This window comes from Candidatus Angelobacter sp. (genome assembly GCA_035607015.1).
In the GTDB taxonomy this organism is placed as follows: Bacteria; Verrucomicrobiota; Verrucomicrobiia; order Limisphaerales; family AV2; genus AV2.
The window spans coordinates 1-3,360 of record DATNDF010000101.1 but is presented as its reverse complement, the minus strand read 5'-3'; the positions used below and the strand labels follow the sequence as shown (position 1 = coordinate 3,360).

Sequence of the window (3,360 nt, the reverse complement as noted above, 5' to 3'; positions counted from 1 at the left end):
GCATCCGGCCGCATTGCCAACCTAAGAGTTCAAGAAACCGTGTGGCAAGTAATTTCTGGGTCTCACCTGAAACGTCGCACAGCTCGCGCGGTTTCCTCACCCTACCACCTTGGAAACGATTTTCCCGCCGACGTCGGTGAGCCGAAAGTCCCTGCCTTGATATCGGTAGGTCAGCTTGGTGTGGTCCAGACCAAACAACCTTAGAATCGTGGCATGAAAATCGTTCACATGCACCGGTTCATCGATGATGTTCCAACCCAGGTCATCGGTGACGCCGATCACCTGCCCCCCTTTCACGCCCCCCCCGGCCATCCACGCGCTGAAAGCGAACGGATGGTGATCGCGTCCGCTCACGCGACCGTGAAAGCTGGGGCGGTTTTCGCCCAGCGGCGTGCGCCCGAACTCGGAACTCCAGACCACAAGCGTGCTGTCGAGCAACCCGCGCCGCTTCAGATCGTTCAACAGCGCGGCGATCGGCTGGTCAACCACCCGGCAGTTGAAAAGCAGATCGGAATCAAGGTCGTTGTGATGGTCCCAAGACGCGTGATGGATGCTAACAAAGCGAACCCCGCGCTCGACCATGCGGCGCGCCAAAAGACAGTTCCGCGCGAAAGTCTTGAATGTTTCCGGGCCGCCTCCCCGGATGGTTTTCATGCCACCAGAGTCACGCTCCACGCCGTACTCTTCGATTGTTTCCTTTGATTCGCGGGTGAGATCCGTCAATTCCGGCGCGGCCAATTGCATCCGCGCCGCCAGCTCGTAGGACGCTATCCGGGCGGCAATCTCCGGGTCGCCGACAATTTTCTGCCGCATCCGGTTCAAGTCGCGCAACGCGTCCAGACCGTAGTGCCGCATCTCCGCGGTCATTCCGGCCGGACTGCTCAAATCCTGCACGGGATCCCCCTGGTTGCGAAACATCACGCCTTGATAAACCGACGGCAGAAAGCCGTTCGTGAACATCGTGTTGCCACCGCTCGGAGCGCGGCCCGCCGTCAACACCACGTAGCCGGGCAGATTTTGCGATGAACTGCCAAGCGCATAGGTGATCCATGAGCCGACGCTGGGGCGTCCAAAGTTCTGCGCGCCGGTGTACATCAGCAATTCGCCCGGATGGTGATTGAACGCATCCGTATGCATGGACCGGATGAGCGCGATTTCCTCAGCGCACGAGCCGATACACGGCAGCATCTCGGAGAGCTCCATTCCGCAACGACCGTAGCGGCGAAACCGGTGCGGACTCCCCATCAGCACGGCAGATTCCTTTTGAATAAACGCAAAACGCACGTTCTGTGTCAGCGATTCCGGGAGTTTTTGTCCATCCAACTCGTTCAGCTTCGGTTTCGGATCGAAAAGATCAACCTGACTCGTGCCACCCTCCATGAAAATGTAAATGCACTGCTTCGCCTTCGGCGCAAAATGCGGAGGCCGGGGCGAAAGCGGATTCCCGACCGACAGATCCGGGACGCCTTGGGGTTCGGCCGCAAGCAAGCCGTCCGCCTTCAACAACGATGCGAACGCCAACCCGCCCACGCCACGGGCGGTGTTCACCAGAAAATCCCGGCGCGTCAGCTGAATGATGTCTTGCGGAGTCATCGTGGTCATTCGCGGGTGACGAATTCATCCAGGTTCATCAGGACCTGCGCGACGGTCATATACGCCGCCCCATCCGATTCAACCGTCGCTGGATCCGCCGTGCCCTGACCCGGCCCGGCGACAGACGCACGATTTCCTTGACCGAACCGGCGTTCATCTTTGAACAACCTCTCCAGTCTGCCCAGCTCTGTGCTGGCCGGCTCGCGCCCCATGCAACGCTCGAAGCCGCTCCCAATTTTCTCGCGTGGACTCCCGCCCGGCCGCGCCATCATCCACCGGGCCAATCCATGCGCACATTCAACGAAGATGCCGTTGTTCAATAATGTCAGCGCCTGCAGCGGAGTGTCGGAGCGCTCGCGCTGCGGGCACGTCTCGCTTGGATTCGCCTGGTCAAATAACATTGAAACCGGATAAGGAACGGTCCGTTGCGCGTAGATATACAGCCCGCGTCGGTACTTCTGCGCCCCTTCGGTGTCCACCCAGGTGAACGCTCCAGCCGTGCCCAGCGCCTTTACGTCGTTCGGCATATAAGGATGAAAGCTCGGGCCGCCAACTTCATCGTTCAGCAGTCCGCCTGCGGCCAAATAACCGTCGCGAATCGCTTCGGCCTCCAGCCGAAAGCGATTTTGCCGCGCAACGAGCGTGTTTTGAGGGTCGCGCTCGGCAAGTTCTGGCCGGGAACGCGACGATTGCTGGTACGTCGCGGACGACACGATGAACCTGATCATCGCCTTTCGGCTCCATTTTTGCCGGATGAATTCCGTTGCCAGCCAGTCGAGCAGTTCGGGGTGCGACGGGGGTTCTCCGCGCATGCCAAAATCCTCCGGCGTGCTCACCAGACCCCGACCAAACAGGTGCTGCCAAAAGCGGTTGACAGCGACACGAGCGGTCAACGGGTTCGCCGGGTCAACCAGCCAGCGCGCGAGATCGAGCCGATCCGGCTTGGCGCTCCGGGGTTTGAATTCCTGTAGTACCGACAAAACGCCGGGTTGAACCTCGTCTCCGCGCCGCAAAAAATCTCCGCGGACATGGACGTACGTTTTGGGTGCGTTCGCCGACGCATCGAAAACCATTGCCTTCGCGCCGGCATCGGCCCGCTGTGGTGCCGGCATTTCCCGCTCCTCGGCGCTGTCAAAGAAGGCATAGAGCTGGTAAAACTCTCGCTGAGAAATCGGATCGTATTTGTGGGAGTGACATTCGGCGCAACCAAGCGTCAGCCCCAGCCAGGCCGTACCAGTGACACTCACTCGATCCACCTTCGCCTTGCAACGATACTCCTCCTGATCGACGCCGTCCTCATTGTTCACGAGTGTATTGCGGTGAAAGCCCGTCGCAATCTTTTGTTCAAGTGTCGCATTGGGCAGAAGATCGCCCGCCAGTTGTTCGACCGTAAACTCGTCAAACGGCAGATCGCGATTGATGGCATTGATGACCCAATCCCGGTACAGATAGGCGTAGGGACGCGGCCTGTCGATCTGGTAACCGTCGCTGTCAGCGTAGCGTGCCAGGTCCAGCCAATGCCGGCCCCAGCGTTCACCAAAATGCGGCGAGGCCAGCAGTCGCTCGACCAGCCGATCGTACGCGCCGTCGTTCATGTCGGAGATGAAGTTCCTGACTTCCTCCGGCTTTGGTGGCAGGCCAATCAAATCCAGGGAAAGCCGCCGGATCAACGTCACCCGATCCGCTTCCGGAGAAGGCGCAACCCCCTGCTCTTCCAGACTGGCCAGCACAAAATCATCAATGACATTGCGGACCCAGCGTTTGTTT

The 3,360-nt window shown here is 59.6% G+C and carries 2 protein-coding genes; both read right to left on the bottom strand.

Features of this window, described 5'->3' with window-relative positions:
* Nucleotides 1-96: 96 nt before the first annotated feature.
* Complete coding sequence (locus VN887_04110; GenBank protein ID HXT39189.1) at nt 97-1,602, bottom strand: DUF1501 domain-containing protein; 1,506 nt, start codon at nt 1,600-1,602, stop codon at nt 97-99.
* Nucleotides 1,599-3,360, bottom strand: a 1,762-nt coding sequence (locus VN887_04105) for a DUF1549 and DUF1553 domain-containing protein (protein HXT39188.1), incomplete at its 5' end; no start/stop codon positions are given. The genes VN887_04105 and VN887_04110, both read right to left, overlap by 4 nt.